The following is a 23,979-nucleotide window of genomic DNA, read 5'->3' as shown; positions in this document are numbered from 1 at the left end:
CCTTGTAAAACAGAAAGAGCGCCGTGATGCGCTCTTTCATTGACCCGGTGGGCGGGCAGATCAGTGCAGGGTCGGCGGCGTGCTCGGTGCGGCCGGGCGCTTGCCAAACTCCTCGAACGCCATCATGACCCCGAGGCGCACATGTTCGTAGAGCACCAGGAAGGAGGCTTCGTTCTCTTCATCTTCCTGATCGAACTCGGCAGAGACCTGGGTGATGCTGGCGATGTCCTGAATCATCTCCTGCAGCTCTTCGGATGCCTTGGAGAGCTCCTGTTGGACCACGCCAAAGCCGGCCAGGAAGGCCTGGGACCAGTCCACCAGCGAGTCGATGCGCTCATCGAGCGGCGCCTCGTCGCTTGGCAGCAGCAACTCGACGCCCTTTTGTGCCATCAGGCTCTCGATCACCTCGTGATAGAGGTCGGTCATCACCTGGCGCACCGGTGCCGGCAGACCGAAACCGTCGTTGATCAGATCATTGAAATGGGGCTGCCAGCTTTTGTCGTCCAGGGCCACGCCACCGCACACCAGGCCGCAGATCACGCCATGGGCCTCGACGGCCGTCGCCATGAGGTCGTGCTGTGCCATCAGGTCCGCCACGACGGCGTATTTCAGGGGGTTTGTTTTGCTCATCTAGGATCCGCTCAAAGTTCAGGCAAATATGCAGAATTTATGGCCGAGATCCTAGCATTCTCCCCCTGCCAGAGCCAGCAAGGCCTTGAAACTTCTGCATCTGCGCTATATAGTCCCGCCCAGTTGTCCACGTGGATAAAGGCGGAAATCAGCCCCGCCGTATTGAGGAAGGCATGAGCATAGAGGCCGTAGAAATCGTCATTCTGGGACGTCCCTACAAGGTGTCCTGTCCCTTGGGACAACAAGATGCCCTGCGCCAGGCCGCCGACCAGCTGACCGACAAGCTCATCGAGCTTCGTCAACGTTCCAAGGTCTCCAGCAACGAACAGCTGGCCGTCATGGCAGCGCTCAATTTCTGTCACGAGCTCTGCCTTGAAAAAGAGAAAAACCACCAATACTCTGAGACCATGGACAAGCGGATCAAGATGCTGCAACGCACCATCGAAGCCGCCTTGATCGAGCACGGACAATACGGTGAATCCAGCGAAGAGGCGCAACAGCCCTAATCGCACCGAGTTTTGAAATTCCCTGGAGTGTTTGTCAGCCGGTTCAAGTCCCCGAGCCGATATTCATACCAAACAGGGGGTCTGCCTTCTGGCTATTGAGCATGCTCGGCCCGACCGAGAAGCCTGCGGCCAGATTAGATCTCCGCCTTGAACCGACGGTTCAAGGGCCCAAACCGGCAACGGCATCTCCGGGGTACCTACCCAAAAAAGCCCGTCATCATGACGGGCTTTTTCTTTGCCTGCGCGGCAACCCCCTTCCACTCGCCTGCGGCGTCTCGCCACCCGGCAGGAGGCAGTAAAAAGCCCGCCAACGGGGCGGGCTCTTGGCCGTGTCAGACGGCCATCTGCTCGTGGGGCGCGCCGTTGTGGCGCAGCCACACAAAGCTCAAGGCCACGATCAGCACCATCACCGTCATGATGGCCCCCAGGGTCACCTGCCCCGTCATCGGGAAGCTGGCGGCCAGCAGGGTTACCACGCCAGCCCCCAGATTCTGCATGCCCCCGAGCACGGCTCCCGCGGTACCCGCCTGGCCCGGGAAGGGCTCGATGGCACAGGAGGTGGCGGTCGGATAGAGAATGCCGCTGCCAATGAAGTAGACCGCAGCCCCGCCCACGAGGGAGGCAGCGCTCACCATGCCGAGCAGCCCGGGTACCAGGATGATGAGCGACCCCAGGGCCAGGAAGGCGATGCCAAGGCGCATCAGCTTGCCCTGGCTCAGGCGAAAACTCAGTCTCGCGGAGAGCCAGGCGCCGAACAGATAACCGGGCAGCGGCAGCACGAACAGCACGCTGACGGTGCGGGCACTCAGCTTGAGCACGTCCCCCAGCAACACCCCGGCCGCCGCCTCGAACACCGCGAGGCCGGCAAAGGTGGCCATCAGACAGAGCAGGTTGCCCTGAAAGCGCGGGTTGCCGAGCACATGACGATAGGCGGCGCCCACCCGCAGCGAATGCTGGCGGGCGGATGCTGGCAGCGTCTCCCCAAACCAGGCCAGCAGCGCCAGGGTGGTCAGGGCACCAAAACCGAACAGGAACCAGTAGCCGGCACGCCAGTTGAACAGCTCGGTGAGCCAGCCGCCCAGCACAGGTGCCAGCAGAGGGGAGAAGATGACCCCCATGCTCACCAGGCTGTTGGCACGGTTGAGCTCGGCGCCACTGTAACGGTCGCGCATCACGGTCCGGCTCATGGCGCCCCCTGCCCCGGTGCCCAGCCCTTGGATCAGGCTGCCCGCCAGCAAGGCGGTGAAGCTCGGGATCAGCTGGATGGTGAGGGTGCCGACCAGGAAGATCATCATGCCGATGATGAGCACAGGGCGACGACCGATGCGATCCGACAAGGGGCCATAAACGAACTGGGAGAGGCCGTAGGGAATGAGGTAGCAGGCCATCACCGCCTGCAGTTGGCCGGAGGCCACATGGAAGTCCCCCGCCATCATGGGAATGGAGGGCACATAAAGGGTCTGGGTCATCTGACCCACGGCGACCATCAGAATGGTCAGGAAAAACAGGGGATAGAAGCTGTGCCGATACATACTGTCGTCCGAAAAAAATCAAAAAGCCGCCACCCTCCGGGCAGGGATCTGCAGGAGGTGTCTGACAAAGGTCGTTGAAGAGGAACAAGGCGGAGGACCCGCACCCGCCAGCAGCAGGACGCTCTCTGGCTTGCGACAATCTTAGTGATTCATATCACAAAAAACGAACGAAACTTTATAATCTGCTTACCCAAGTTTTTCTAATGCGACGGGGCCCAAGGCCCCGTCACTGTCATCTCATCATGGGGGAAGGGTTCATCCTGTCCCCTCTTTACCCCACTCTTCTCACCTCGGCCGACGCGCCTTCGAACATGGGGGTACCTGCCTCCCCGAGTCTCAGACAACGAGGAGCAACCTTGCCGGCCAGCCCCTCGTCATGGGTCACCAACAGCAAGGCGCAGCCTATCTCTTCCAGTTCCTCCAGCAGACAGGCGATGGTCTGTTGCTGGCTCAAGGGATCGAGCCGGGACGTGGGCTCATCGGCGAACAGCAGCACGGGGCGCAGCAGCAGGGCCCGGATAAGCGACAGCCGCTGCAGCTCCCCTCCCGAGACCTGGTTTGGCAGACGCGTCAGCAGCCGTTCATCCAGCCCCAACCGGGCCAGATAGTCGACAAGCCGATGGCGGGGCAGCCTGTGCAGACGCAGCACATCATCGAACTGGGTGGCGAGGCGCACCCGGCTGGCAAAGGCCTGCACCGGATCCTGATAGAGCTTCTGCCAGCGGCAGGGGGCTACCCCTTCCCGTCGCAGCACCTCCCCTTGCAGGGGGCGTTGCAGACCCAGCAGCACGTTGCCGAGGGTGCTCTTGCCCGCGCCGCTCGGCGCCATGATGGCCATTCGCTCCCCTTGCGCCAGGGCAAGGTCCAGCCCCGTGAACAGGGGTTGAGCCCCATATCCCATGGCAAGCCCCTTTCCGCGGATGAGCCAGTCACCGGTAGGAGGGACGGCCGCCTCGGGCCAGGCGGAGGGCTCCGCCGCCAGCAGGGCCCGGGTATAGGCATGGGATGGCGTGTGCAGCACACGCTCGGCGGGCCCCTGTTCCACGATCTCTCCTCCCTTGACCACCAGCACCCAGCCCCCCAATGCGCGAGCCAGGGAGAGATCATGGGTGATGGTCAGCAGATGGCGTCCACGGGCCAGGTAGCCCAGCAACAAGGCACCCAGCCTGGCTGCGGCCCGGCTGTCGAGCCCCTTGGTGGGCTCGTCGGCCACCAGCAGACGGGCCTCCCCCAGGGTGGCGGCGGCAAAGGCCGCGCGCTGGGCCATGCCTCCCGAGAGCTGGTGTACAAAGGCGCCCTCCCGCCCGGCCAGTCCAAGCCGCTCGAGGGCGGCGCGGGCCCGCGATCGGGCCTCCTTGCCCCCTGGCAGCCACCCTTCCTCCACCTGGGCAAGCAACCCCATGGTGGGATCCAGCGCCAGCACCGGCTCCTGGGGCAGCATCGCCAGCTCCCGCCCCCAGAGAGTGCGCAGGCGAGGCGTGTCGGCCAGGTTGTGATGGCGGCCACCCGACACCATCTCGCCCCGGCCTGTCAGGGGGGCTGGCAACGTCCCCATCAGGGCATGAGCCAACAGGGATTTGCCCGAGCCGCTCTCCCCGATCAGGGTCAGGGCGCTGCCGGGATGAATGGTGAAATTCAGCGCCTGCAACAGGGTTTTCTGGCCATCATCGACCTGCAACCCCTTGATATGAATGGCCGTCATGAGGTGGCTCCTTGTGAAGATGGCATGTCAAGGCCGCGCGTCTGATGAAGCAGCACCAGAGCCAGCAACATCAGCCCCATGACAAGAATGGGGGCCAGTAGCAGACGGGGAGCCTCCTGATAGTGGGGCAGCGCCTCCGTCATCATCAGCCCCAGCTCGGGCGTGGGCGGCTGAATGCCCACTCCGACAAAGCCCAGGGTAGAGAGGGTTAGAATGGCACCCGCTAGGCCGAAGGCCATCATGGTGAGCAACTGGGGGGCGAGCTCGGGCCAGAGATGGCGCCGCACCACATGGGCATGGCCGAATCCCAGCAGACGGGACGCCTCCACCTGGGGCGAGGCGAGCAGCCCCCGGCTGCGGGCACGCACCACCCGGTAATACTCCACCCACTGGGCCATGGCCAACCCGAGATAGAGGATGGCAAAGCCACCCTGGGCCATGGCGGAGAAGAGCAGCACCAGCAACAGGCCTGGCAGGGCCAGCACGCCGTCGGCCAGGCTGCGCAGCAGACCGTCGACCCAGCCGCCGCGCCAGGCCGAGAGCCAGCCCAGCAATGACCCCAACAGCGCCGCCGTGATGACGCACAGCAGTCCCAGCAGCAGGGAGAGCCGGGTCGCAGCCGCGAGGCGCGCCATCAGGCTGCGCCCCATCTGATCCCGCCCGAGAGGCTCCTGCCAGGAGGGATCAGCCAGAAACTGTGCCAGATCCTGAGCCGCCGGATCGGGCCAGAGCACGGGGCCCAGCAGGGCAAACAGCACCACCAGCAGGAGCAGGCCCAGCCCCGTTTTGACAGACAACGACATGATCAGGACTCCTTGGGACCACGGGGGTCAATGGCAAGACAAAGCAGATCGGTGAGGGTATTGAGCAGCACGAAGAGCACCGCCAGCACCAGCACTGTCCCCTGAACCATGGGGATGTCGCGCCAGAAGATGGCGTGCACCAGCGCATGGCCGATCCCGGGCCAGGCAAACAGGCTCTCGACCACCACGACCCCCTCGATGAGCAGCACCAGCTGCACGCTGGTGTAGGCGATGATGCTGACCCCGGTGTTGCGCAGACCGTGGCGCCAGAAAACCCGGGCCGGCGAAAGCCCCTTGGTGAGGGCAAATCGGTAATAACCGGACTGCACCACGGTGAGCACGCTTTCACGCACCACCCGGGAGAGCACGCCGGAGAGCCCCAATCCCAGGGTCAGGGCGGGCAGCAGCAGGTTGCTCCCCTCCCCGTGCCCTGCCGCACTGACCCAGCCCAGCTCCACCGAGAGCATCACCATGAGCACCAGGCCGAGCAAGAAGGGGGGCAACGCACGCATCAACACGCTCCAGCCCAGGGTCAGGCGATCACACCATCCCCCCGGGCGCAGCGCACTCAGGCTCCCAAGCGGCAGCGCCACCACCAGCGCCAGCACCACGGAGGCGCTCGCGAGCGTCAGGGTGGCGCCCAGGTGATGACCCACGTCGGTGGCGACCGGTGCGCCCGTCACCAGAGAGCTGCCGAGATCCCCTTGCAGCAAGGCCCACAGCCAGTCGCCAAAACGGGCAAGGGCCGAGCCGGCCAGCCCCAGCTCGCTGCGCACCGCGTTGGCCGCCTCGGCGGTGACATAGTCATAGCCATAACGACCCGCCGCGATGCGAAAGGCGATGTCTCCGGGCAGGGACTGCACCATCAGAAAACAGAGTCCGGCCACCAGCAGGGCAACCACCAGCGCCTGCACCAGACGCTGACCCAGTATCCCCATGACGCGAGACAAGGGTGTCGCTGTCATCGTGCGCTCCATGTCAACTTGTCCAGGCCATAGCTGCGCTCCTGGGGATCGAGTTCAAACCCCTCCAGCCCCCGACTGACCGCCGCGCTCTGGCGGTACCAGGCGATGGGCAGGAGCGGCAACTCCTGTTGCAGTGTTGTGGCTATCTCCCGGCGAGCCGCGGCGGCGTCTGTGGGCGACAAGGCTTGCGTGGCAAGGCGGGTCAGTGTTTGCGTCATGGCCGGGGAGTGCCAGTTCATCACCCCCCAGTCCGCACCGGCAGGGGCCAAGTCCCCCAGCAAAGTGACCAGGGGATCCGGTACCAGGGCATAATTGCGGGCGTAGAGACCAAGCTGGAGGGAGCCGTCCTGATGGCCCGCCGGGATCTCGCTCGAGTTGCCCACCGCCACCTTGAGAGCCACCCCCACCGCCTTCCACTGCGCCTGCAGTGCCGTGGCGAGGAGCGGCAGCTCCGGACGGTCAGGGAAGGTACGTAGGGTCAGGGCGAAGCGCTCTTCCCCCTTGCGCAGCACACCGTCCTCCCCCGGCTGCCAGCCTGCCGCCGCGAAGGCCGCCCGGGCCGCCTTGACGTCATAGGCAAGCGGCGTCAACCCGAGCTGGTGCCACTCCCCCAGAGTGGGAGGAAAGAGCTGGGTTGCCGCCATCTCGGGATCCCGCAGCAGGGCGGCTGCCATACCACGACGATCGATGGCTAGACTCAGGGCACGGCGCACCACCGGATCGCTCAGACGAGGATCGGCGCCATTGAGCTTGAGCTGGATGGTCCGTGGCAGGGTAACCGAGGCGATGGAGACCCGTGACGCCTGCTGCAAGCGGCGGATGCTGACCGGATCCAGCCCCCAGGCGATGTCGGCCTGACCGCTCTCGGCCATCAGGGTGCGGCTCTCTGCACGCCCCACCGTCAGGTAGCTGACCTCCTCGATTGCGGGCCTGGCCCCCTGCCAGCCGTCGAAACGCACAGTCTCTATCCGCTGGGGTTGTTGCAGGCGGGTGATGCGGTAGGGGCCAGAGCCTATCACCTGGGTTACCTCCCCCTTGGCATCGTAGGCGGCCTTCGCCAGGATCTGGGTGCTGGGGTGGGCCAGCACGGCCGGCAGGGAGGCGAAGGGTTCGCTCAGGGTGACCTTCAAGACGCCATCTCCAGATCCGATGGACGCAATGGGAGCACTGGTCATCACGCCGGGCTTGCGCCAGGCCTGTTGCAGGGCAAAAGCGGCCTGCTCAGCGCTCACCTCGCTGCCATCGTGAAAACGGGCCCCGGGACGCAACGTGAATCGCCACTGCAGACCGTCATCGCTACGCGACCACTCACTGGCAAGCCCGGGTTGCAGATTGCCTTTCCCATCGACATCCACCAGGGTCTCCGCCACCTGCATGCGAGTAAAGAAGACCCCGTTGCTGGCGGGGTCGACACTGTGGATCTCCCAGGGCCCCACCATGGCAAGCGGTTTGCCGTCGGCTGCAGTCGTTCCTGCCATCAGAGCCAGGGCGAACCACCCGGCTGCGGTGCATTTTTTTGTCATCCTTTCCATCCAAGCTTCATGTTCATCAACCAAAGAGGTTGCGTTATAACATAACAATTAATCAGGGAGAATGACTTTTGATTTTTGATAAATGGCTTATTTGAAAGACAAAAAGCGACTGCGATGCAGATCGTCAAACAACGGGGAGTCAAAGGGGAATAAAAAAGATGGCCCGTCAGGGCCATCATGATGGCGTCAGCGAGTCACCATCTGCTGCGCCCGCTTGACCTGATCCTCGGGGCTCTCATTGCGCGGTGGAATGGTGATGCCCTTCTGGCAGGCGGGCCTGGCTTCCATGCGTGCCATCCATGCCTGCAAATGCACCAACCCCTCGATGGAGATACCACTCCAGTCGTGGATGCGCACCCAGGGCCAGGTAGCGATGTCGGCGATGCTGTACTCGTCTGCCAGATACTCATGGTGTGCCAGATGGCCGTCGAGCACCTCGAACAGGCGTCGCCCTTCCTTCTGGTAACGCTCGATGGCGGCCGGGATCTTCTCGGGGAAATAGCGATAGAAGACGTTGGCCTGCCCCATCATGGGACCGACGCCTCCCATCTGGAACATCAGCCACTGGATGGCCTGGGAGCGGCGCTTGGGATCCTGCGGCAGCAACTTGCCGGTTTTTTCCGCCAGATAGATAAGGATGGCGCCGGACTCGAACACCGCGAAGTCACCATTGTCCCGATCGATGATGGCCGGGATGCGGCCATTGGGGTTGATGGCCAGGAACTCGGGCTTCTTCTGCTCCATGGTCGCGAAATCAAGGGGAATGACCTTGTAGGGCAGCCCCAGCTCTTCGAGGGCGATCGACACCTTGAACCCGTTGGGCGTGGCGGCAGTGTACAACTCTATCATCTTGGACTCCTTGAACGTTCAGGGGAAAGGATCAGGCCTGGGCGCTGGGCCGGGCACTCACCCGGTCATGCCAGTCCTGCAAACGGGGCTGTTCGGGGGTGATACGCAGGCCAACCACCTTGCCAAAATCAATGGTACAGAGGGCAAGAATGTCGGCGATGGTGAAGCGCTCCCCCGCAATATAGGGCACCTCGGCAAGACGGGCATCGAGCTTGTCAAACCAGATCTGAGCCTGTTGCTTGCACTCCTCCCCCCATTCGGGGAAGACCCGCTCCCGGTCTTTGTAAAAACCGGTGATATGACGAAACGCCATACCGGTCGGCAACCAGAGGTTGAACTCGATGAAGCGACTCCACATCTCTATGGTGGCGCGCTCCAGCGCGGTGCTGCCAAACAGGTTCGGCTCGGGGTGGAGCTCTTCAAAATAGCGGCAGATGGCCAGGGTTTCACTCAGACAGGTTCCGTCATCGAGTTCCAGCACAGGAATGCGCCCGGCCGGGTTCTTGGTCAAAAAGGCGGGCGCCAGGTTTTCCCCCGCCCCCAGATCGACCTGTTGATATTCCATCTCGATCCCCTTCTCCGCCAGAAACATTCTGACCCGACGGGCATTGGGGGCTCGTCTCAGCTCATAAACCTTCATGTCACCTCCGTCGACGAACACACAGTGAGCCGCTGCACAGGCCATAGCAAAGCGGCACAATGTCGGTCAGTTATGACAAATATTGTGCCGCTTGAACAGCCCGCATCGAGGGGGAGATGATTAGCTGCTCAGTACCCCTGGTTGGCGCTGGCGCAGCAAGATAAGACGGGAAAGCAGCGGAAAATAGGATTCAAACTTGCTTTGCAGCACCAGGCTGCAGGCAGGATCCGCCAGTTCGGCCTCATCCAGCAGAATACCGTTGGAGACGAAATAAAAATGCGGATCCCGGACATCCGGCCCCTGTGGAGGATGTTCATACTGTCGATGCACCAACAGGGGAAGCACCGGCAATCCCAGTGCACTGCCTCCTGCTGGCCAGAGCGGAACAGGCCAGGCAGCGCCCTCTTCTTCCAGCAGCAGGATCGCCGCTTCGTCCTTCGACGGTTGCCACTGCTGGGGCTGCGCCACCCGGACCTCGGTGACATAATCGCTCTCTTCGCTGGCGGCACGCAGTGCGGCCAACACACCCAGAGTCGTCGGCGACGACGGTTTCTGACTGATTAATGACAGATTCATGGCTCATATCCCTATGCTCACCACAGCCTGTTATCCGGCTGTCGCGATAAGACTAGTTGATTACAGGTCTTTATTGGAGCCGTCAGATCTGTCAGTCCCCCCCCTGACCGAATGAGGGCATAGCAGTTGCTATTCCCGAATATCTTGGTAAGATGTCGCGTCCTTTTATCCCCCGTTCTTTAACATCCAGTGGTGAACCTATGCATCCGATGCTGAATATCGCCGTGCGCGCTGCGCGCAACGCCGGTCAAGTAGTAGTAAAAGCCTTTTCTCAACCCGAGAACATCGAGGTTATCCAGAAAGGCAGCAATGACTTCGTGACCAACGTTGACCGTGACGCCGAAGCGGCCATCATTCACACCATCAAAAAATCTTACCCAGAGCACAGCATCGTTGCTGAAGAGTCTGGCGAGATTGCCGGTACCAATCCGGACTACCAATGGATCATCGACCCACTGGATGGCACGACCAACCTGGTCAAAGGCATTCCGCACTTTGCCGTTTCCATCGCTCTGCGCGTCAAGGGCAAGACCGAACAAGCCGTTGTCTACGATCCCATCCGTGACGAGCTGTTCACTGCCACCCGTGGCAGCGGCGCCCAGCTGAACGGCTACCGTATCCGTGTCGGCAAGGCCAAAGAGCTCTCCGGCACCATCCTGGCCACCGGGTTCCCGTTCAAGCAGAAGCACCACATCGAACCCTACCTGAAGATGTTCCAGAGCATGTTCATCGAGTGTGCCGATATTCGTCGTGCTGGCTCCGCCGCGCTGGATCTCGCCTATGTGGCCGCTGGCCGCGTCGACGGTTTCTGGGAAATCGGCCTGAAACCCTGGGACACCGCCGCCGGTGAGCTGCTGGCCAAAGAAGCCGGCGCCATCGTCACCGACTTCGTCGGTGGTCACAACTACGAAAACTCCGGCAACATCGTGGTAGCCAACCCCCGCGTGCTGAAAGAGATGCTCGGCAAGATCCGTGAAAACCTGCCGGAATCCCTGGCCAAGTAATCCCGGATACCCGCGAAAAAAATGCCAGTCGGTTCGCCGACTGGCATTTTTTATTCCTGACTACAGCGAAAATACCGCCCCTCTCGATGACTCAACTGGATCAGATAGTGCCGTTGCGTCCCATGTTGATCACCACCCGACGGTTCTTGGCTCGGCCAGCTTCCGTTTCGTTGGAGGCCACGTGCTGTTTCTCACCGTGCCCTTCCACCGAGATCTTGCCCTCCTCGATGCCGAGATCCACAAACACCTGCTTGATGGCATCCGCCCGCTTCTCGGAGAGCTTCTGGTTTGGCCAGCGGCCGCCATAGCTGTCGCTGTAGGCGTCGATCACCACCACATCAATGCTCTTGTCTGCCTTCACATAATCACCGATCATCGCCAGCCGCCGCTTGGAGGCCGGTGACAACTGATCGCTGTTCTTGTCATAGGAGAGCACGCTGAAGGCGATGTCGTTGAAGCTGTAGGGCAGCAAGCCACTCAGGCAGTCCATGAACGCCTGGTACTTGACCCTGAAATTGACCGACGAGAGCGATACCCGCACCGGCCTGTCCTGACGATACCAGTCGCGATACTGGAAAGTAGGCATACGCCCTCCTTCCAGCTCGTCCAGCATGGTCCAGGCGGTCTGCCCCGCCACCAGGCCGTCAAACTGCTGATAGAACTGCAACTGGCTGATCTGACGCCCGGCCACCCCGGGACGCCAGCTGGGGGGCATGATCCCGAGGCTCACTGTCTGGGTACGCGCCTGGGGTCGCTGCCCCTTGAGCTCGAAATCCAGATTGATCTTGCGCCCGGCCCGGCTGACAAAGGCCCCGGTTCCCCAGCGGGGAATAGGATGCTCCAGCCTGCACTCCACCTGGGTATCAGAGGTCAGGCGCCAGACGGATTGATCCAGACCGGCGCCAAATTCGGTCACGCCCGCCTGCAACTGCATACTCACTGATATGCTGATCAACCCCAACACCCAAGCATTCAACGGCTTGTCCTCCACACTATCTCGAATTATCTATCGGCAGCGGCAGGACAAGCTTTAGGTCAAAACGCTCAATGGGAGGAAGAAGGGGCCATCAGCTTGAAGCTGGCGATGCGTCCCGCCAGATCCCGGGCCAGGGCATCCAGTTCGGCACTGTGTTGTTGCAGGGTATGGGAGTGCTGGCGATGGGCTTCATACACGTCACGGATGGTCATCACGTTTTGCTGGATGTCGTCGGTCACGTAACGCTGCTCCTCGGTGGCGGTGGCCACCTGGGCCGTCATGTCGCTCACCTTGCGCACCTCGTTGACGATGTCGGTCAGCTCGCTCCCCGCCCGCTTGGCCTCCGTCACGCTAAGGCCGGCCTGTTCGGTCCCCGTGTGCATGGCAGCCACCGCCTCGTTGGCCCCCTGGCGCAAACGGCCCAGCATCCGCTCTATGTCGTCCGCCGCCTGCTGGGTACGGGAGGCAAGCGCTCTCACTTCGTCGGCCACCACCGCAAAGCCGCGCCCGGATTCACCGGCACGGGCCGCCTCGATGGCGGCATTGAGGGCCAGCAGGTTGGTTCTGTCCGAGATCTGCTTGATGAGGCTCAAGGCCTCCCCCACCGACTCGGTATCCCGATGCAGGCTGTCCACCAGGTGCCGGGTATCCACCAGCGTGCCCGCCACCTGCTGGATGGTGTGGATGGTCTGATCCACCTCCTTGTCACCCTGCTTCGCCCGGCCGATGGCCTGCTGAGTCGCCTGGGAGGTCTGGGTTGCGTTGCGGGCAATTTCCGCGACAGTCGATGCCATCTCGGTGGCGGCAGTCGCCACCAGATCCACCTGCCCGCATCCCCTGACTACGCCGGCATTTACCTCGGCAATGACCTCGGCCGAGCTGGCGGCGCTGCGTATCAGCACGTCACAGGAGTGGCGCACAGCCAGCAGCAAACTCTCCAGGTGCCCGAGGAAATGGTTCAGATCCCGCGCCAGGGCCCCCAGCTCATCCCCGGATCGCCAGTCGACCCGCACGGTCAGGTCGTTCTCCTGCACCAGGCGCTTGAAGGTCTGGTGCAGGGCCATGAAGCCCAGATGCAGATCCCGCACCACCCGCCAGCAGACGAAGGTGGTCAGGACGATGCACAGCAACACGCCAGCCGCCCCCCACCAGAAGTCACTGGCACTCCCGACCCGCATCTGTTCAACCCGCTCGAAGAGCTGCTGATAGAGGCTGTCTTCTATCTCCTTGAGCAGGCCTATCTTGTCGGTACTCAAGGCAAACCAGGCCTCCGCATCGACACCAAAACCGCCGCTGGCCGCCTTGTCCAGGGCCAGTTTCTCCATGGCGGCCACCTTGGCCACCACGGGTGAGGCGAGGCTGTCGTTCAGCAACTGACGCTGGGCTGGACTCGCCACCGCCTGGAAACGTTCGAGATAGGTGTTCTGGGCCGCCAGCAGGGAGATGAACTGCTGCAACAGCGCAGGCGTGAAGCTGTCACGGCCAAAGACGTTGCTGAGCGTCGCCCGCTCCAGCCCCGCACGCTCCTTGCTCTGCAGGAAGGCAGCGTAGGCATTGGTCTGCAGGGCGATGGTGGCATCCATGCTGTCGACGCTTATCTTGTCCACTACCGCCAGCAAGGCGGTCACGAGGCGGGTATAGAAGCCGACCTGTTCCGCCACCTCGACCCCCAGGGCGCTGACCCGCTCACGCATGGCGGTGAGTCCCGCCACTCCCTGCTGCACCTCGGTCAGCGCCAGCAAGGCAGGATCCTGATGAAAACGCTGCAACAGGCTGTCCACCACCTTGCGCTGGGCAGGCAGCGCATCGCGAAACTTGTTGCCGCCAGAGCCGAGGAAGCCGGCCGACATGCCACGCTCCCGTTGCAGCTCATGGGCCAGCTGCGCCGCCTCCTTCACCACCGCCAGCGCGACCAGGGCGCCGCTCATCTCCTGTTCGACCCGATAACGTTCATAGACGTACCGGCCGGAGAAAAACAGCAGGGCCAACAGCGGCAGACAGACCACCAACATCATCTTGTGTGCCAATCCCAGCTTCTTCATCGTCCTCTCCCTCCATGGTTGACGTCGCCCATTATAAGCACAGGTGTTTCAAAATGGTCCTCTTGCCGTCCCATGGCGGCAGATAAGGGACAAGGGCACGCTTTTTTGCCATAATGCCGCCTCCTTTCACGCCGACCGAGATACCATGACCGACGCCGTTCACACCCTCAAGGGCCGTTTTCGCGGCTTTTACCCCGTCGTCATCGATGTTGAAACCGCCGGATTCAATGCCAAGACCGATGCCCTGCTGGAAATAGCCGCCCACACCCTCAAGATGGATGAGCAGGGCTGGCTCGTCCCTGACCAGATCTTCCATTTTCATGTCCAGCCCTTTGAGGGCGCCAATCTGGAGAAAGCGGCGCTGGAGTTCACCGGCATCGACCCCTTCAACCCGCTGCGGGGCGCGGTGGACGAGAAGGAAGCACTCACCGAGATCTTCAAGGGGGTGCGCAAGGGCATGAAGGAGCAGGATTGTGGTCGCGCCATCATAGTGGCCCACAACGCCACCTTCGACCACGGCTTCGTGATGGCCGCCGCCGAGCGGGCCGGCCTCAAGCGCAATCCGTTCCACCCCTTCGCCACCTTCGACACCGCCGCCCTCTCGGGTCTTGCCCTGGGGCAGACGGTGCTGGCCAAGGCCTGTCAGAGCGCCAATATCCCCTTTGACAACAAAGAGGCCCACTCGGCCCTCTACGACACCGAGCGCACCACAGAGCTCTTCTGCCACATCGTCAATCGCTGGAAGAGCCTGGGAGGCTGGCCTCTGGCCAACCCGGATGAAACGACGGACACCGAAGACGAGGGCTGAACACTCCCAGCCCCTGCCCAGACAGGCTGCCCATGGCAGCCTGTCTGCATGAGGGGACCTGTCTGGGCAACGAAGAAGGGCCATTTTCCCGGTTCCCGTTCACCTCCAGCAGAAGATGCGTCCCTTGGCCGGGATCTGCCGATTTTTTTCTCGACATTTAGCCTGTTTTTCGCAAACTAGCTGGCTTTCACACGACTGACAGCAACACAATCCATAAGGAAATCAAATGAATCCTGTTGTTATCGCGGTGGCGCTGATGCTGGTGCTCAGCCTGCTGCGGATCAATGTGGTGGTCTCCCTCGCCATCAGTGCCATCGTGGGTGGCCTGCTCGGCGGACTCTCCCTCGAGCAGACCCTCAGCACCTTCACCGGCGGCCTGGGCGGCGGTGCAGAAATCGCCCTCTCCTACGCCATGCTGGGGGCTTTCGCGGTGGCCATCTCCCGCTCCGGCATCACCGATCTGCTGGCCCGCAAGGTCATCAACCAGCTCGGCAAGGATGCCAGCAGCACCCGCATTCTCTGGGTCAAGAGCCTGCTGCTCACCTCGGTGCTCGCGGTCTCCATCTCCTCCCAGAACCTGATCCCGGTGCACATCGCCTTCATTCCCATCCTGATCCCGCCGCTGCTGCATGTCATGGCCCAGATGCAGATAGACCGCCGTCAGGTGGCCTGCGTCATCACCTTCGGCCTGACCGCAACCTACATGCTGCTGCCGGTGGGCTTTGGCGGCATCTTCCTGAACAACATCCTGGCCAAGAATCTCGTCGACAACGGCGTACCGGTGGAATTCAGCCAACTGCCCCTGGCGATGGCCATCCCGGTATTCGGCATGTTCCTCGGCCTGCTCATCGCCGTCTTCTTCAGCTACCGCAAGCCTCGTCAGTATGATCTGGAGAAGATCCTGGCCGCCGAACCCGAGACGGTCGAGCTCAATCTCAACCACATCTGGGTCGCCCTGCTGGCCATCGCCGTGGCACTCGGCCTGCAACTGATGACCAACAGCATCGTGCTGGGGGCGCTCGCAGGCTTCATCATCTTCACCTGCGGCGGCGTCATCAAATTCCGCGAGAGCCAGGATGCCTTCACCCAGGGTGTGCGCATGATGTCCCTCATCGGCTTCATCATGATCTCGGCCGCAGGCTTCGCCGCCGTCATGAAGGAGACCCACGGGGTGGAGAGTCTGGTGCAGTCCGTCTCCACCATGATGGCCGGTCACAAGGGACTGGCGGCCTTCCTGATGCTGCTGGTGGGCCTGCTCATCACCATGGGGATCGGCTCCTCCTTCTCCACCGTGCCCATCATCGCCACCATCTATGTGCCCCTGTGCATCCACCTCGGCTTCTCGCCCATGGCGACCATCGCCCTGGTGGGCACCGCGGGCGCGCTGGGGGACGCGGGTTCCCCCGCCTCCGACTCGACGCTCGGCCCCACATCGGGCCTCAATGCGGACGGTCAGCACGACCACATCTGGGACAGCGTGGTGCCAACCTTCATCCACTACAACATCCCTCTGGTGATCTTCGGCTGGATTGCCGCCATGGTGCTCTGAGTCCATCCCGAGCAGACAGACAAAAGGCGACCCCGGGGTCGCCTTTCTTGTCTTGCACATGCCTCAGATGGCCGGTTGCAGTCCCCGCCTGCCGGCCAGGGCGCAGAGACAGGCCACCAGGGCCAACCCCATGCCGGCTGCTCCCACCCCGATCCAGTGTCCCTGTTGCCAGACCAGCATCCCCAGGCTGGAGCCGAGGGTTCCCCCCAGGAACATGCCGGTCATGAAGAGGGTATTGATGCGCCCCCTGGCCTCAGGTCTCAGACCATAGATGCGCTGCTGATGGGCGATGAGTGCGCTCTGCACTCCGAGATCCAGCAAGATGACCCCGCACGCCAGCCCGGCCAGAGAGAGCCACAGCTCGAAGCAGATCCAGGCAAGCACCACCAGCACGGCACCGGCCAATACCACTGGTCTGGCCCCCAACCGATCCGCCATCCGGCCTGCCAGAGGGGCCGCCACCACCCCAGCCACCCCGATGACGCCGAACAGACCCGCCATGTCGGCCCCCAACCCATAGGCAGGTTCGGCCAGGTAGAACGCCAGCACGGTCCAGAAGGCGCTGAAGGAGGCAAACAGCAAGGCCTGGGTCAGGGTCGCGCGGCGCAAGGCGGGCTCCTCGCGCCACAGACCGACCAGAGAATGAAGCAGACGGCCATAACCGAGGGGAGAGCGCGGCAATCCGGACGGTATCATCCTGGCCATCAGCAGGGCCCCCGACAGGGCCAGGGGAATGGCCAGCCAGAACATGGCGCGCCAACTGCCATAGGCGGTGACCAGGCCGGCGACCGTTCGGCTGAGCAGTATCCCGGCCAGTAGGCCACTCATCACGCTGCCGACCACGGCACCACGGCGGGCGGGATCTGCCAGGGTCGCCGCCACCGGAACTATCTGCTGGGCCGCCGTGGCCCCGATGCCGAGCAGGACGGAGGCCAGCATCAAGGTGGTGGCACTCGTGGCCGTGGCCGCCAGCAGGGAAGCCAGCGCGATCAGTGCAAACTGCCCCGGAATGAGCCAGCGGCGCTCGACCACATCGCCAAGCGGCACCAGCAAAAGCAGACCCATGGCATAGCCGAGCTGGGTCAGCATGGCGATCAATGGCATGCCCGAGTGCCCGGGAAAGTCCTGCGCCATCACCGCCAGCATGGGCTGGTTGTAGTAGATGTTGGCAACTGCCAGGCCGCATGACAGGGCCATGGCGAAGAGCAGGGAGGGGCCGGGGGTTGCGGCCCCTCCGGCAGAAGGCGATGTACTCATGATCTTCTCCTCGTGGTAGAAGGGCTCCCGCCAGGATACGGGCCCCATGCGCACAGCCTACCCGGGGAGCGTCGCCACCAGTAGAGCGGTGGGGACCATAACAGTTATTCCGCTGGCGTATGCCCCACGCCGGGCAGGCCGGTCACGAATGCCAGAAAGGCGCTCGCCTTGGCACCAGGCTGGCGACCTGCCGGTAGCAGGGTCCAGAGCTCCTGCATGGGCAGTTGCCACTCGGGCAGCACCGCCACCACCTCGCCGCGGGCAAGCTCGGGGGCAAACATCCACTCCGAGGCGATACCGAGCCCCAGTCCTGCCAGCACGGCGGCGCGCATGCCTTCGGCCGCCGAGACCATCAGCCTGCCTTCTCCGGAAACCACCCTCTCCTCGACGCCACGGCGAAATCTCCACTGCTGCCCCACTCCGGGCCGTGGACTGTAAAGCACCAGGTCATGCTGTTGCAGGGCCTGAGGGGTCTCAGGCTCTCCTTTGGCGGCCAGATAGGCCGGCGTCGCCAGCACCCGCATGTCGCTTCGGGCGAGACAGCGGGCGACCAGCGACGAGTCGGCCTGTTTGCCGATCCGCAGAGCCACCTCGATGCCCGCCGAAATGAGATCCACATTGCCGTCATCCAGCAGGATCTCCAGATCCAGTCCCGGGTGAGCCGCCAGAAAACCGGCAAGATGGGGAATGATATGCAGGCGGGCGAAGGTGACGGGAGCGCTCACCCGCAGACGCCCGCTCAGGCCCGCCCGGCATTGCTGCACCATGGCATCGGCCTCGTGGACCTGGGCCAGGATCTCTCTCGCCCGCAGATAGTAGGCCTCTCCGGCCTCGGTGGGCGCCAGCCCCCGGGTCGAACGCAGCAACAGGCGGCTGCCAAGGTGCGCCTCAAGCTGGGCAATCAATCTGGAAACCGTGGGTTGCCCCATCCCCAGTCGGCGGGCCACCGCCGAAAACGAGCCGGTCTCCACCGCCAGCACGAACACCTCCATCACCCCCAAGCGATCCATTTATGGCTCCTCTGCCCTGTGGCACTGTTCGTGGCACAAGGTAGCACCGGGCCTGCCCTCTCGCACCCTCGTTCTGGCTGGAGGCACAAGAAAACCGCGTCAAGGGCGGTCCTGCCATGGAAGAAAGGTGTCGGGATGAAATATCAACCAGGAACGATCGAACAGAGGGACTCGAAGACAAGGCTACAGGGGCTCGATTGCCCCAAGGCTACCCCAGTGCCACTTCCTGAATGGCGGCGCTGTGGGCGAAATAGCGGTGACAGAACTGCATGAACTCCGGCAGCGGCAAGGGACGCGAGTAGAAATAACCCTGGATCTCATCCACCCCTATGGTGAGCACCGCCTTGAGCTCATCGCTGTTTTCCACCCCTTCTGCCACGACACGCACCCCCAACTGATGAGAGAGGGTGGTGATGGTCTCGACGAAGAGCGCCTGCCGGGTGTCACTGTCGATCGCGGTGATAAAGGATCTGTCTATCTTGAGCTTGTCGAAATAGAGTTCACGCAGGTAAGAGAACGAGGACCAGCCGGTCCCGAAGTCATCGAGGGCCACCCGCACCCCTATCTGGCGCAGGGAGTGAATGATCTGCTTGCTGAGGGCGATGTCATCGAGGGCGATGGTTTCGGTCAGCTCCACTATCAACTGGTGCAGCCCCAACGGTCCATATTCCATCTTCTCTTCAATCTCCCTGGCCAACCCCATGTTGAACATGGAGTTGGAGAGGTTGATGGAGATCTCGAGCGGTGCTAGCACCTCCTCCGGGAAGCCGGACAGGTCGAGCTGCATGCGCCGGATGATCCAGCCCCCGAGCGCCTCGCCCAACCCGTTCTCTTCTGCCAGCGAGATAATGTCGAGGGGGGCAATAAAGCCATATTCCGGATGATGCCAGCGGATCAGCGCCTCGGCCCCCAGCCTCACCACACTCTGGCCGCGCACGATGGGCTGATAGTAAAGGGCCAGTTGCGGGCATTGCGGGCAATGGATAAGCTCCCGCAGCTCGGTCGACAGCCGGCGTTTGCGCTGATAGTGCTGATACATGCTGCTGGAGAAGAGCACATTGCGATTCAGCCGTTTGCGCTTGGCGCTGTCGAGGGCGATATCGGCAAACAGCAGCATCTCTTCCGGTGAATGATCCGGTTTCACGTACTGGCTGGTGCCCATGAAGACCCGCACCCGGTGCGCCGGATCGGCGGCAAACACCAGATCCGCCAGCTCGCTGCGCAGTTGCTCCAGAAACGGGAAGCGCAGATAGGTGGGCATGGTGCCGGTGATGATGAGGGTGAACTCGTCACTGCCGGTTCGGGCAACGAAGATCCCCTGGCCAGAGGCGGCGCGGATCCGCTCCGCAAGCCGTTTGAGCAAGGCGTCCCCCACTTCGTAACCCAGACTGTCATTGACCTCCCTGAAATGCCCCAGATCCATGAGGCAGACGGTGATGCTGCTGCGCCGCCCGGGGTGGCTGGTCCACTGCTGGAGGTGCTTGATGAGCGCCGCCCGGTTGGGGAGACGGGTGAGGGGATCGTTCCACGCCAGAAAATGCTGGCGGCGCACTTCGCGAAACAGCACCATCAACATCACCATGGTCGCCAGCATCAGAAATCCCAGGATGAAGAAGTTCTGGGTTCTCGATTCGTTGAGCAGCTCACGCTGGGCGATGGCAGAGGGCCCGGTGAAGTTTTTCACCATCACGTCCCGCACCCCGCGCATCTCGTCATCGAGTGCGGCCGTGAACATCTTGAGTGCGGGGGAATCCGGCTCCCCTTGCACCACATCCTGCTCATAGCGTTCGAAGAGGGCGAGGATCTTGCCGACCGCCTTGTCCGCGCCGAATCGGGCCCTGACCGACTTTGCCTCCTCCCCGTGCAGGAAGACATCGAGCCGGTTCCAGGCAATGTCAAAGCGCTTGTTCATCTCCTCCCGGCTGGCGGCACCAGCACGATAGAGCTTCAAACCTTCTTCGAAGGCGTGGATCTCCAGCTCGAGCTGGGCCAATGCCCAGGCGGAGAGCTGGGTGTAACGCGTCACCGCATTGAACGCGCGGTCATAGTTCCAGACCGACCAGAGGGTCACCCCCAAAAAGGTGGTCACCATCAGGATCAGGCTCAAGAACTTGCCGCGCAGCATCTTATTTGCTCTCCAGCGCCGTCAGCTGCCACACCATCCGGCTGTGATAGAGCTCCTTGTTGAGTTCGGGATGGTCGGTGAGGGGATAAATGACCCAGAGCGGCCCCTTGTTGCGCAGGGTCAGAGCCTTGCCATCCTGCTTCTCGGCCACCAGCACCGGGTACTTCTCCCCGTCTTCCAGCGGCAGTGCGGCCCAGTATTCATTGACCGCGAGGGCCTTGACCTCCTGGCTCTTGAGACCGTAGATCCTGACCAGGTCCCGCAGCAACACCCCGCGATAGAGGTGCTCCCCCTCGGTCCAGGGCGTCCCCGTCTTAACCTCCGTCTGCGGCAAGGCCTCAAACTCGGTACGGGTCAGCACCACCTCCCCCTTGCCATTGCAGCACCCCGCCCCCGCAATTCTGAAGAAGGGCTCCTCCGCCAACACCATACCCGACACGAGCCATCCAGATATCAGCAACACCTTGCCAAGCCACTTGCCCATCACGCACCTCTCTGTCATACGGTTTATTTATTCATCTCACTCTGCTGACTCATATGCAAACAACAGAATGCACCTTCAGACCAAAGTCGCAGTCGTTTGCAACCAGCAACGATTCTGCGTCTTCCCAAAGTATCCAATCGCTTCCCAAAGAATGACACCAGGCGCCACCCCCAGGCAAATGGATTGCACCATTTTCTTTTCACTGGCTCCTCATAAAGCCGGATGCCCACCACGGCCGGAAAAAGGTGACAATCTTCGCTACGCATCTGAAAAACAGACACAAAAAAGGCCGCTCCATGGAGCGGCCTTCTCATCAGTGCAGTCAGGGTTTAGCTGTCGCGGCGCTTGTTGCCACCGAATTTGCGACCCTTGTCGAAACCGCCTTCACGGCGATCCTTGTTGAAGGGACGGTCACCCTGGGGACGGCGATCCTTGTTGAAAGGACGGTCGCCACGGAACGGACGATCACCACGGGGCGGACGGGGAGCAGTGTTGCCACCGGCCGGCACTTCGGTGTAACGGGTGATCTGCAGCGGACGCTGGCAGACACGGGCCTTCTTGATCACTTCCAGCACCTCGGCGCTCATGCCCTTGGGCAGATCGACGGTGGAGAAGTCATCGGCGATGTCGATGTTGCCGATGAAGCGGCTCTCGATGTTCGCTTCGTTGGCGATGGCACCCACGATCTGGCCCGGCTTGACGCCGTGATGGGCACCCACATCGACGCGGTAGCGCTCCATCTCCACGTCCGGGTTGTCTTTCAGCGGACGCGGTTCGAGGGACGGCATGCGACGGGCCGGACGATCGCCACGGTCACCGAAGTCACGACCGCCACGGTCGTTGAACTCACGACGCTCGAAGCCACCGCGATCGTTGCCGGCGTTGAACACCGGATCCGGGATGGAGTCATCCAGCAGCAGCGGTTGATCGCCCTGTACCAGCTTGGCCAGTGCGGCAGCCAGCTCCAGCGGATCGGCAGAATCTTCTTCGATCAGCTCGTTCACCAGGTTGTGGTAGATCTCGAGCTCTTCACCCATCATGGTTTCGCGGATGCGCTCCTTGAACTTGGCCAGACGGTGCTGGTTGATGTCCTCGGTGCTCGGCATCTTCATCGGCTCGATGGCTTGACGAGTGGCGTGCTCGATGGCACGCAGCATGCGACGCTCGCGCGGCGCCACGAACAGAATGGCTTCACCCTTGCGACCGGCACGGCCGGTACGGCCGATACGGTGAACGTAGGATTCGGTGTCGTAGGGAATGTCGTAGTTCACTACGTGGGTGATGCGCTCAACGTCCAGACCGCGGGCGACCACGTCGGTGGCGATCAGGATATCCAGCTGGCCCTGACGCAGCTTGTCAACGGTACGCTCACGCAGCTTCTGCGGGATGTCACCGTGCAGCGCTTCACAGGCGTGACCACGGGCGGCCAGCTTGCCTGCCAGCTCTTCGGCGGCGTTCTTGGTACGCACGAACACCAGCAGGGCTTCGTAGGATTCCACTTCCAGCAGACGGGTCATGGCGTCCAGCTTGTGCAGACCGGTCACCTGCCAGTAGCGCTGGCGAATGGTGGTGGCGGTCGCGGTCTTGGAGGCGATCTTGATCTCTTTGGGCTGCTTCAGGTGCTTCTGGGCCACGCGACGGATCTGCTCCGGCATGGTGGCGGAGAACAGGGCAACCTGACGACCGGCCGGGCACTGATCCATGATCCAGTCCACGTCGTCGATGAAGCCCATGCGCAGCATTTCGTCCGCTTCGTCCAGCACCAGGGCTTTCAGACCGGAGAGGTCCAGGTTCTTGCGACGGATCAGGTCCATCACGCGGCCCGGGGTACCCACGACAACCTGGGCACCGCGGCGCAGGGCGCGGGTCTGGGTTTCGTAGGAAGCGCCGCCGTAGATGGGCAGCACGTGGAAATCGGGCATGTGGTGGGCATAGCGTTGACACGCCTCTGCCACCTGCAGGGCCAGCTCGCGGGTCGGGGCCAGCACCAGGATCTGAGTGTTGCGGTTACCAGCTTCCAGACGAGACAACAGAGGCAAGGCAAAAGCAGCGGTCTTCCCTGTACCGGTTTGTGCCTGCCCCAGCAGATCGTGTCCCGCCATCAGGTGGGGAATTGCTGCGGCCTGGATGGGAGACGGGCGCTCATAGCCCACGTCCTGCAGCGCTTTCAATACAGGCGCGGCCAGTCCAAGCTCACTAAAAAGGGGCAGTTGTTCGGTATCAGACATAGATTCTTCCAGATTAAGGCAGGCGGCTAACACCGCGGAATAGCAAAAAGGCGGCGATTATAGCGCCACTTTGTTCTGCTGTCTTGAAAAATGTGATAGGTGTCTCAAGACGTTGGCAATTATAGAGGGATCTCGCGACTATGGCTTGCTTATTTTTCACTCATGATGCGTTATTGCCGATCACGCTTCGCCAGAGTCCTTGTCCCGCTTGTGCTTGAGCACCGCCATGGTCAATCGGCTGGTGCACAATAAACGACCACGTTCATCGCGCATCTCGATCTGCCACACCTGAGTCGTCGCCCCCAGATGCAGCGGCGCGCAGCGCCCCGTCACCACCCCTTCCCGCTTGGCCCGTAGGTGATTGGCATTGACCTCCAGCCCCACGCAATAATTCTCCTCCCCCACCGCCATGTTGGCCGCAAGCGATCCCAGCGTTTCCGCCAGCACCACGGAGGCGCCGCCGTGCAGCATGCCGAGTGGTTGATGGGTGCGGTGATCCACCGGCATGGTGGCCTCCAGCCAGTCGGGGCCAAAGGCGGTGTAGACGATGTCGAGGTGGGCCATCAGGGTGTTGCGGGAGCTGGCGTTGAGCCCCTCTAGGCTCATGGGTTTGCGCCAGATGGGGCTGCTTTCTTGACTCATGGTGAGCGGACTCCTTGCGTGATCAACGGGTTATCGCTGCGCTGTAGCGGCAAACCAGCAGTGTCGGCGAAAAAGGAGCAAAAAAAAAGATGCCCACGCCGGGGCATCTTGCATCGAGA

The 23,979-nt window shown here is 62.3% G+C and carries 21 protein-coding genes and 1 other RNA gene; 5 read left to right on the top strand and 17 right to left on the bottom strand.

Features of this window, described 5'->3' with window-relative positions; all coding sequences use genetic code 11:
• Positions 1-60: 60 nt before the first annotated feature.
• Entirely contained in the window at positions 61-630 is a 570-nt protein-coding gene (locus AB5Y47_RS01910; RefSeq protein ID WP_200163623.1) for a UPF0149 family protein, read from the bottom strand.
• Between the two features lie 173 nt (positions 631-803).
• Here AB5Y47_RS01910 and zapA point away from each other — a divergent pair, with 173 nt between their 5' ends.
• Together zapA and ssrS are read left to right on the top strand one after the other, a co-directional pair.
• Positions 804-1,136, top strand: coding sequence for a cell division protein ZapA (zapA, locus tag AB5Y47_RS01905; protein WP_010675086.1), 333 nt, complete (start codon positions 804-806; stop codon positions 1,134-1,136).
• Positions 1,137-1,152: 16 nt separating this feature from the next.
• Positions 1,153-1,335: non-coding RNA, 6S RNA (gene ssrS / locus AB5Y47_RS01900), on the top strand.
• Between the two features lie 133 nt (positions 1,336-1,468).
• On the opposite strand, the gene emrD is transcribed toward ssrS, so the two are convergent.
• The 8 genes from emrD to AB5Y47_RS01860 form a co-directional block, all read right to left on the bottom strand.
• Positions 1,469-2,668, bottom strand: a complete 1,200-nt coding sequence (gene emrD, locus AB5Y47_RS01895; protein ID WP_010675087.1) for a multidrug efflux MFS transporter EmrD — start codon at positions 2,666-2,668, stop codon at positions 1,469-1,471.
• Positions 2,669-2,939: 271 nt separating this feature from the next.
• Positions 2,940-4,370, bottom strand: coding sequence for an ABC transporter ATP-binding protein (locus AB5Y47_RS01890; protein ID WP_368219712.1), 1,431 nt, complete (start codon positions 4,368-4,370; stop codon positions 2,940-2,942).
• On the bottom strand, positions 4,367-5,173 hold the full coding sequence (locus tag AB5Y47_RS01885) for an ABC transporter permease (protein ID WP_010675089.1): 807 nt from the start codon (positions 5,171-5,173) through the stop codon (positions 4,367-4,369). Before AB5Y47_RS01885 ends, AB5Y47_RS01890 begins: the two co-directional genes overlap by 4 nt.
• 2 nt (positions 5,174-5,175) lie before the next feature.
• On the bottom strand, positions 5,176-6,138 hold the full coding sequence (locus AB5Y47_RS01880) for an ABC transporter permease (protein ID WP_039038749.1): 963 nt from the start codon (positions 6,136-6,138) through the stop codon (positions 5,176-5,178).
• The gene (locus tag AB5Y47_RS01875) at positions 6,135-7,661 is read right to left on the bottom strand and encodes an ABC transporter substrate-binding protein (RefSeq protein WP_368219711.1); all 1,527 of its coding nucleotides are present in this window, start codon (positions 7,659-7,661) and stop codon (positions 6,135-6,137) included. The genes AB5Y47_RS01880 and AB5Y47_RS01875 overlap by 4 nt, the downstream gene beginning before the upstream one ends.
• Before the next feature lie 195 nt (positions 7,662-7,856).
• Positions 7,857-8,519: a glutathione S-transferase family protein gene (locus AB5Y47_RS01870; RefSeq protein ID WP_052816370.1), complete on the bottom strand. Its 663-nt coding sequence runs from the start codon at positions 8,517-8,519 to the stop codon at positions 7,857-7,859.
• Positions 8,520-8,550: 31 nt separating this feature from the next.
• The gene (locus tag AB5Y47_RS01865) at positions 8,551-9,159 is read right to left on the bottom strand and encodes a glutathione S-transferase family protein (RefSeq protein ID WP_052816369.1); all 609 of its coding nucleotides are present in this window, start codon (positions 9,157-9,159) and stop codon (positions 8,551-8,553) included.
• 120 nt (positions 9,160-9,279) lie between these two features.
• Positions 9,280-9,735, bottom strand: coding sequence for a hypothetical protein (locus AB5Y47_RS01860; protein ID WP_103858437.1), 456 nt, complete (start codon positions 9,733-9,735; stop codon positions 9,280-9,282).
• Between the two features lie 200 nt (positions 9,736-9,935).
• Between AB5Y47_RS01860 and suhB the strand changes: the two genes are divergently transcribed.
• The gene (suhB, locus tag AB5Y47_RS01855) at positions 9,936-10,739 is read left to right on the top strand and encodes an inositol-1-monophosphatase (protein ID WP_039038754.1); all 804 of its coding nucleotides are present in this window, start codon (positions 9,936-9,938) and stop codon (positions 10,737-10,739) included.
• 100 nt (positions 10,740-10,839) lie between these two features.
• Here the strand turns inward: suhB and AB5Y47_RS01850 are convergent, their stop codons facing one another.
• Positions 10,840-11,715: an OmpA family protein gene (locus AB5Y47_RS01850; RefSeq protein WP_039038755.1), complete on the bottom strand. Its 876-nt coding sequence runs from the start codon at positions 11,713-11,715 to the stop codon at positions 10,840-10,842.
• 68 nt (positions 11,716-11,783) lie between these two features.
• The gene (locus AB5Y47_RS01845) at positions 11,784-13,757 is read right to left on the bottom strand and encodes a methyl-accepting chemotaxis protein (RefSeq protein ID WP_368219709.1); all 1,974 of its coding nucleotides are present in this window, start codon (positions 13,755-13,757) and stop codon (positions 11,784-11,786) included.
• Positions 13,758-13,902: 145 nt separating this feature from the next.
• On the opposite strand from AB5Y47_RS01845, the gene rnt reads away from it, so the two are divergent.
• Positions 13,903-14,565 carry a ribonuclease T gene (gene rnt, locus AB5Y47_RS01840; RefSeq protein ID WP_010675098.1) on the top strand — a complete coding sequence of 221 codons (663 nt, stop codon included), beginning with the start codon at positions 13,903-13,905 and terminating at the stop codon, positions 14,563-14,565.
• Positions 14,566-14,791: 226 nt separating this feature from the next.
• On the top strand, positions 14,792-16,114 hold the full coding sequence (locus AB5Y47_RS01835) for a Na+/H+ antiporter family protein (protein WP_368219707.1): 1,323 nt from the start codon (positions 14,792-14,794) through the stop codon (positions 16,112-16,114).
• 63 nt (positions 16,115-16,177) lie between these two features.
• On the opposite strand, the gene AB5Y47_RS01830 is transcribed toward AB5Y47_RS01835, so the two are convergent.
• The 6 genes from AB5Y47_RS01830 to AB5Y47_RS01805 form a co-directional block, all read right to left on the bottom strand.
• Positions 16,178-17,371 carry an MFS transporter gene (locus AB5Y47_RS01830; RefSeq protein ID WP_319921602.1) on the bottom strand — a complete coding sequence of 398 codons (1,194 nt, stop codon included), beginning with the start codon at positions 17,369-17,371 and terminating at the stop codon, positions 16,178-16,180.
• 104 nt (positions 17,372-17,475) lie between these two features.
• Entirely contained in the window at positions 17,476-18,381 is a 906-nt protein-coding gene (locus AB5Y47_RS01825; RefSeq protein ID WP_368219705.1) for a LysR family transcriptional regulator, read from the bottom strand.
• Between the two features lie 208 nt (positions 18,382-18,589).
• The gene (locus tag AB5Y47_RS01820; protein ID WP_368219703.1) at positions 18,590-20,506 is read right to left on the bottom strand and encodes a putative bifunctional diguanylate cyclase/phosphodiesterase; all 1,917 of its coding nucleotides are present in this window, start codon (positions 20,504-20,506) and stop codon (positions 18,590-18,592) included.
• 1 nt (position 20,507) lies between these two features.
• A complete protein-coding gene (locus tag AB5Y47_RS01815) occupies positions 20,508-20,990 on the bottom strand; it encodes a molybdopterin-binding oxidoreductase (protein WP_010675103.1) in 483 nt (160 codons plus the stop codon).
• A 329-nt stretch (positions 20,991-21,319) separates the two neighbouring features.
• Positions 21,320-23,218 carry a DEAD/DEAH box helicase gene (locus AB5Y47_RS01810; RefSeq protein WP_029314717.1) on the bottom strand — a complete coding sequence of 633 codons (1,899 nt, stop codon included), beginning with the start codon at positions 23,216-23,218 and terminating at the stop codon, positions 21,320-21,322.
• A gap of 180 nt (positions 23,219-23,398) precedes the next feature.
• Positions 23,399-23,860: a hotdog fold thioesterase gene (locus AB5Y47_RS01805; RefSeq protein WP_052816363.1), complete on the bottom strand. Its 462-nt coding sequence runs from the start codon at positions 23,858-23,860 to the stop codon at positions 23,399-23,401.
• Positions 23,861-23,979 lie beyond the last annotated feature (119 nt).

The organism is Aeromonas sp. R7-2 (genome assembly GCF_040908105.1).
Classification (GTDB): Bacteria; Pseudomonadota; Gammaproteobacteria; order Enterobacterales; family Aeromonadaceae; genus Aeromonas; species Aeromonas caviae.
Note: the sequence above shows the minus strand (reverse complement) of the source record. Positions and strands in the feature narration are given on the sequence as shown.